The sequence below is a fragment of the Paracoccus sp. (in: a-proteobacteria) genome (assembly GCF_047973135.1).
Taxonomy (GTDB): domain Bacteria; phylum Pseudomonadota; class Alphaproteobacteria; order Rhodobacterales; family Rhodobacteraceae; genus Paracoccus.
The window spans coordinates 1-6,106 of sequence record NZ_JBKEBL010000023.1; the positions used below are offsets into that span (position 1 = coordinate 1).

The 6,106-nt window shown below is 63.2% G+C and carries 6 protein-coding genes and 1 pseudogene; 4 read left to right on the forward strand and 3 right to left on the reverse strand.

The window, feature by feature from the left end:
- On the forward strand, window positions 1-1,743 hold a 1,743-nt coding region (gene lepA / locus ACK5L9_RS01570), incomplete at its 5' end, for a translation elongation factor 4 (RefSeq protein WP_416909692.1).
- 448 nt (window positions 1,744-2,191) lie between these two features.
- Window positions 2,192-3,364 (forward strand): cytochrome P450, encoded by a 1,173-nt coding sequence (locus ACK5L9_RS01575; RefSeq protein ID WP_416909693.1) that lies wholly within the window; start codon window positions 2,192-2,194, stop codon window positions 3,362-3,364.
- Window positions 3,365-3,370: 6 nt separating this feature from the next.
- On the opposite strand, the gene ACK5L9_RS01580 is transcribed toward ACK5L9_RS01575, so the two are convergent.
- Window positions 3,371-3,889: a MarR family winged helix-turn-helix transcriptional regulator gene (locus ACK5L9_RS01580; RefSeq protein WP_416909694.1), complete on the reverse strand. Its 519-nt coding sequence runs from the start codon at window positions 3,887-3,889 to the stop codon at window positions 3,371-3,373.
- Window positions 3,890-4,014: 125 nt separating this feature from the next.
- On the opposite strand from ACK5L9_RS01580, the gene ACK5L9_RS01585 reads away from it, so the two are divergent.
- Window positions 4,015-4,368 carry a CidA/LrgA family protein gene (locus tag ACK5L9_RS01585; RefSeq protein ID WP_416909695.1) on the forward strand — a complete coding sequence of 118 codons (354 nt, stop codon included), beginning with the start codon at window positions 4,015-4,017 and terminating at the stop codon, window positions 4,366-4,368.
- A complete protein-coding gene (locus ACK5L9_RS01590; protein WP_416909696.1) occupies window positions 4,361-5,083 on the forward strand; it encodes an LrgB family protein in 723 nt (240 codons plus the stop codon). The genes ACK5L9_RS01585 and ACK5L9_RS01590 overlap by 8 nt, the downstream gene beginning before the upstream one ends.
- Here ACK5L9_RS01590 and ACK5L9_RS01595 read toward each other — a convergent pair.
- Together ACK5L9_RS01595 and ACK5L9_RS01600 are read right to left on the reverse strand one after the other, a co-directional pair.
- Window positions 5,058-5,939 (reverse strand): dipeptide ABC transporter ATP-binding protein, encoded by an 882-nt coding sequence (locus ACK5L9_RS01595; RefSeq protein WP_416909697.1) that lies wholly within the window; start codon window positions 5,937-5,939, stop codon window positions 5,058-5,060. The genes ACK5L9_RS01590 and ACK5L9_RS01595 overlap by 26 nt on opposite strands.
- Window positions 5,936-6,106 (reverse strand): annotated as a pseudogene (locus tag ACK5L9_RS01600) (nickel import ATP-binding protein NikD); the annotation flags it as partial. The gene ACK5L9_RS01595 and the pseudogene ACK5L9_RS01600, both read right to left, overlap by 4 nt.

The following is a 6,106-nucleotide window of genomic DNA, read 5'->3' on the forward strand; positions in this document are numbered from 1 at the left end:
AAATCCACGCTGGCCGACCGGCTGATCCAGTTGACGGGCACTGTCGCTGAACGCGACATGAAGGCCCAGCTTCTGGACAGCATGGATATCGAGCGGGAACGCGGCATCACCATCAAGGCCAACACTGTCCGCATCGCCTATCCGGCGCAGGACGGGCGGACCTATGTGCTGAACCTGATCGACACGCCGGGCCATGTGGATTTTGCCTATGAGGTCAGCCGGTCGATGCGCGCGGTCGAGGGCAGCCTGCTGGTTGTCGATGCCACGCAGGGGGTCGAGGCGCAGACGCTGGCCAATGTCTATCAGGCCATTGATGCTGATCACGAGATCGTGCCGGTCCTGAACAAGATCGACCTGCCCGCCGCCGAACCCGACCGTGTCAAGTCGCAGATCGAGGATGTGATCGGCATCGACGCCTCGGCCGCGATTCCGATCAGCGCCAAGACCGGCCTCGGCATCCCCGACGTGCTTGAGGCCATCGTCGCCCGCCTGCCCGCGCCGAAAGGCGACCGGGATGCAGCGCTGAAGGCGATGCTGGTCGATTCGTGGTACGATTCCTATCTGGGCGTCGTGGTGATGATCCGGGTCATGGACGGGGTGATCCGCAGGGGCGATCAGGTCAAGATGATGCAGACCGGCGCGACCTATCGGCTGGACAAGCTGGCCGTGCTGACCCCTGCGATGAAGGATATCGAAGAACTGGGGCCGGGCGAGATCGGCGTCTTTACCGCCTCGATCAAGCAGGTCCGCGATACCCGCGTCGGCGACACCATCACCCATGAACGCAAACCCGCCGACAAGCCGCTGCCCGGCTTCAAGCCCGCGCAGCCGGTGGTGTTCTGCGGCCTTTTCCCGGTCGATGCCAATGATTTCGAGGCTCTGCGCGACGCCATCGAGAAACTGGCGCTGAACGACGCCAGCTTCAGCTATGAGATGGAGACCTCGGCCGCGCTCGGTTTCGGCTTCCGCTGCGGCTTTCTGGGGCTTCTGCACCTTGAGGTGATCCGCGACCGGCTGGAACGCGAATACGATCTGGATCTGATCACGACCGCGCCAAGCGTCGTTTTCAAGCTGCATATGCGCGACGGCGAAATCCGTGAATTGCACAACCCCGCCGACATGCCCGACCTGACGCTGGTTGATCACATCGAGGAACCGCGTATCAAGGCCACGATCATGGTCCCCGACGAGTATCTGGGCGATGTGCTGAAACTGTGTCAGGACCGGCGCGGCATCCAGCTTGACCTGACCTATGCCGGCAGCCGCGCCATGGTCGTCTATGACCTGCCACTGGCCGAGGTGGTGTTCGATTTCTATGACCGGCTGAAATCCGTGACCAAGGGCTATGCGTCGTTCGATTACCAGATCAGCGAATATCGCGAGGATCATCTGGTCAAGATGTCGATCCTCGTGAATGACGAACCCGTGGACGCGCTGGCCCTGATGGTTCATCGCGACCGCGCCGAGGCGCGCGGCCGGGTGATGGTCGAAAAGCTGAAGGAACTGATCCCGCGCCACATGTTCAAGATCCCCATCCAGGCAGCCATTGGATCACGGGTGATCGCGCGGGAAACCCTGTCGGCAATGCGCAAGGACGTCACCGCAAAATGCTATGGCGGAGACGCGACGCGGAAGAAAAAGTTGCTGGAAAAGCAGAAGGCCGGCAAAAAGAAGATGCGCCAGTTCGGCAAGGTCGAGATTCCGCAAACGGCGTTCATTCAGGCGCTGAAGATGGATGGATGAGGGGCGCGAACTTCCCGGCTCAACCATTTGCCTGCATTAAGAATTATTGATGCTCTGCCAACCCTGCTGTCGGCGGTTCTTTATGGGACTGATGTGTTTTGCCCGAGGAATCGCCTCTGGCGGCGGGTAGTGCTTTGACAATGTCGGCAGCCCCGACGAATGACCGTTTCCCAGAGCCAAAGACGCGGACACAACGTGGTTGGGGCGATGGTTGAACGGCAGACCCGGTTCCGTCGTTGCCACTTGATCCCTTGTCAGTCGCCAGCAGGGTCTGGCAGCCGAGGTGAAACCTTGCCACCGCCCTTGCTTCAGGCGCACAGTGAGCATGGTGCCCTCGTGAAAGCACTTGTCGGCCGTTGAAATGCGCTTGCCCCGCGACCGGACGCTTGACCCCGAGCCGCTTTTATGTTGCCATGACAACACCACAGGGGAAGGGGAGGATTCCGCCATGTCTGATGCGCCCGTTTACAATATCGATCCCAAGGCATTCTGGGACGATCCCTATCCCGATTTGCGGCGGATGCGGGCGGAATGTCCGGTGGCTTTCGTGCCCCAGCTTGGTGCGATCCTGCTGACGCGCCGCGACGATATTTACGAGAATGAAAAGAAGATCGAGATCTTTTCGTCCGATCAGCCGGACGGGCTGATGACCCGGTTGATGGGGCAGAACATGATGCGCAAGGATGGCGATCCGCACGTGACCGAGCGGCGGGCGATTCTGCCGACCGTGTCGCCCAAATCTGTCAAGCTGGTCTGGCGGCAGCAGTTCCATCAGCAGACCACCGCAATTCTGGACGAAATCGCGCCGAAGGGCAGGGCGGACATGGTCGGCGACCTGGCCATGCGGATCTCGGCCGAGGCGCTGAAGGCGATTACCGGGCTGACGCAGATCACCTGGCAAGAGATGAACCGCGTCAGTCAGGGCATGATGGATGGCTGCGCCAATTACGCGGGCGATCCGCAGGTCGAGGCGCGTTGCAATGACTGCACCTCGGCCATTGACCGCTATATCGACGAGATGACCCCGGTGCTGACGGCGGAACCCGATCATTCGTTGCTGTCGGTGCAGTTGCAGGCGGGACTGAGCCCGGACCAGTACCGGGCCAATGTCAAGCTGGCCATCTCGGGCGGACAGAACGAGCCGCGCGATGTGATTGCGGGGCTGACCTGGGCAATGTTGACCCATCCCGACCAGTTGCGGTTGATCCGCGAGGGCACGGCAAGCTGGCAGGACGCCTTTGCCGAATATACCCGCTGGATCGCTCCGGTCGGCATGTCGCCCCGGCGCGTGGCGCGGCGGCATGTGCTTCACGGGGTCACACTGGAACCCGATGACCGGGTGTTCCTGATGTTCGGGTCGGGCAATCGCGACGAGGGCGCATTCGCCCGGCCCGACGATTTCGACATGACACAGGACGCGTCGGCCTCGATCTCGTTCGGGGCGGGGCCGCATTTCTGCGCCGGGGCCTTTGCCGCGCGCTGCCTGATCGCTGATGTCGCCATGCCGATGATCTTTGCCCGGCTGGAAAACCTGCGTTTCGACGGCGAGGTCCGGTTCGGTGGCTGGGCTTTTCGCGGGCCGCTGGTCATGCCGGTCGCATGGGACGCGACCGGACGGTAAGGCGCGTCACCGGTCCTGCAGATCGTCCAGATTGACCATGAACCGGGTCAACAGGTCGCAAAGCTGGGTGATTTCCTCGGGGTGAAAGCCTTTGAACAGCGCGCGCTGCCGTGTCAGCGCCTCTTCCAGAATGCGGGCGTGCAGGGCCTGGCCCTTGCCTGTCAGCCGCCAGCTTCGGCTGCGGCCGTTGGCATGCAGATCGCCCTGCCGGACCAGACCCTGATCCAGCAGGCGATGCAGGCTGCGGCTGACCGCGCCCTTGTCGATGCCGATCATATCCGAGGCGCGCGTGACCGTCGCCCCCGGTTCCCGCGTCAGCATCACCAGGATCCGCCAGTCCATCGAACCAAGCCCGTACTTGTCCTGATACACGCGCGAGGCGGCACGGGTAAAGCGGTTGGCCGCAAAGGACAAAAGCACCGTTGGCGAGCGCGAGAAGCTGAGGGTTTTCTGCATCGTCCCGTCATCCTCGCCGGTCACATGGACCAGGAACATGTCGTCGGGCAGATCGTCTGAATGGTCCATGTCGCGTATTCCGTGCGGCGCGCACCCGGTTAGCAAGCCCATGTTGCCACGTCAACCGGGCGATGACAAAGGTCGGGGCGGGCATTACCTTGCGTGGCTGTACCGATTCCATGAGGATGAACAGGATGGTCGGACCGATCGCCATACTTCTGTGCTGCCAGCTTGCCGGAGAGGTGGCGGCCCGTCTGCTTGGCTTGCCCGTTCCCGGCCCGGTGATCGGGCTGGTCCTTCTGGTGGCCGTCTTTCTGGTCAGTCCGGCGGTGGTCGGCTATGTCGGCCCGCTGTCGCGCGCGATCCTTGCAAACCTGTCGCTGCTGTTCGTGCCTGCCGGGGTCGGCGTGGTCGGGAACCTGAACATCCTGTCGGCGAACTGGCTGGCCTTTGCGGTGATTCTGATTGTCAGCACTGTCTTTGCCATGCTGATCAGCGTGGGCACATTTCTTGCCGTTGCCCGCCTGACCCGAGGCCGCGATGTCTGACGTCGCCCGCATCTGGAGCTATCTCGCCGCCGAGCCTCTGTTATGGTTAACCCTGACCGTCTCGGTCTATGTCGCTTCGGACTGGATTGCCCGGTGGCTGGGGCGGCACCCGCTGGCCAATCCGGTGCTGATCTCGGTCGCGATCCTGGCGCCGCTGCTGTTTTTTACCCGGACGCCTTATGCGACCTATTTCGAGGGCGCGCAGTTTATCCATTTCCTGCTTGGCCCCGCGACGGTGGCGCTGGCGGTGCCGCTGTATTCGAACCTGCGGACCATCCGCAAGACCGCCCTGCCACTGCTGGCGGCGCTGCTTGCCGGATCGCTGGCGGCGGCGCTGTCAGCGGTGCTGCTGGCGATGGCCTTTGGCCTGTCGCGGCCGGTAATCGTGTCGATCAGCCCGAAATCGACCACCGCGCCCGTCGCCCTTGGCATATCCGAGGCACTTGGCGGCCAGCCGACCCTGACCGCCGTGCTGGTCATCCTGACCGGCATCATCGGTGCGATCACGGTGACGCCCATGATGAACGCGCTGCGTATTCGCGACTGGCGGGCGCGCGGTTTTGCGGTTGGCGTGGCCGCACACGGGATCGGAACCGCAAGGGCCTTTCAGGTCAATGAAATCGCCGGGGCCTTTGCCGGGATCGGGATGGCACTGAACGCTGTCCTGACCAGCCTGATCGTTCCTCTGGTCATTGCGTTGTGCCTGCCGGTGTAATCTCTGCGGCGGCGCAAAGACGCGGTCGCGCCGCCTGACGACGGGCAACGCGGGCGCGGATGGCGTTGACATCCGTGACCGGCGTGGCGGCGAAAAGCTGGCGGGTATAGGCGTGCTGCGGATCGGCAAAAATGGCCTGCCGGGTGCCCTGTTCCACCGCTTCCCCCTTGGAAATCACCATCACATCATCGGCGATATAGCGCACCACGGACAGATCATGGCTGACAAAGACATAGGTCAGTTCCAGCTCGTCCTGAAGATCGGCCAGCAGGTTCAGCACCTGCGCCTGCACCGATAGATCCAGCGCCGAGACGGGTTCGTCCAGCACCAGCAGCGAGGGGTTCAGCATCAGCGCCCGCGCGATCGCGATGCGCTGGCGCTGACCGCCGGAAAACATGTGCGGATAGCGGTTGTAATGTTCGGGCAGCAAGCCGACCTTGCGCAACATTGCCTCGGCCCGGTCGCGGCGTTCGGCGGCGGGGATGGCGGTGTTGATCACCAGCGGCTCGGTCAGCACGTCGCCGATCTTCTGTCGGGGGTTCAGGCTGCCATAGGGGTTCTGGAACACCATCTGCACCTTAGAGCGCAGCGCGGCGTCGGGGTGGCGGCGGGTGATATCGACGCTCGCGCCCTCGATCAGCAACTGTCCGCCCGAAGGCGCGTCGATCAAGGCGATGATCCGCGCCAGGGTGGATTTGCCCGAGCCGGATTCGCCGACGATGGCCAGCGTCTTGCCCTTGTCCACGCGGAAATCGATGCCCTTCAGCGCGCGAACGGTGCGGGCTGGGGCGAACATGCCGCCGGGGATGTGATAATCCTGGATCAGGGCGCGGCCCTCGACCACCGGCGCTGTCATCGCGCGGCCTCCTGTTCAAAGAACTCTGACACGGTGGGCAGGCGGTCGCCGGTCGCGTGTTCGGGCAGGGCCGACAGCAGCGCGCGGGTATAGGGGTGCTGCGGGGCCTCGAACAGGCTGAGAACATCGGCCTCTTCCATCTTGCGGCCCTTGTATTGCACGATCAC

Bases quoted from the DNA above. Each gene is read 5' to 3' on its own strand.
- ACK5L9_RS01585 (WP_416909695.1), top strand. From the start codon at position 4,015: ATGGTCGGACCGATCGCCATACTTCTGTGCTGCCAGCTTGCCGGAGAG.
- ACK5L9_RS01575 (WP_416909693.1), top strand. From the start codon at position 2,192: ATGTCTGATGCGCCCGTTTACAATATCGATCCCAAGGCATTCTGGGAC.
- ACK5L9_RS01590 (WP_416909696.1), top strand. From the start codon at position 4,361: ATGTCTGACGTCGCCCGCATCTGGAGCTATCTCGCCGCCGAGCCTCTG.
- ACK5L9_RS01595 (WP_416909697.1), bottom strand. From the start codon at position 5,939: ATGACAGCGCCGGTGGTCGAGGGCCGCGCCCTGATCCAGGATTATCAC.
- ACK5L9_RS01580 (WP_416909694.1), bottom strand. From the start codon at position 3,889: ATGGACCATTCAGACGATCTGCCCGACGACATGTTCCTGGTCCATGTG.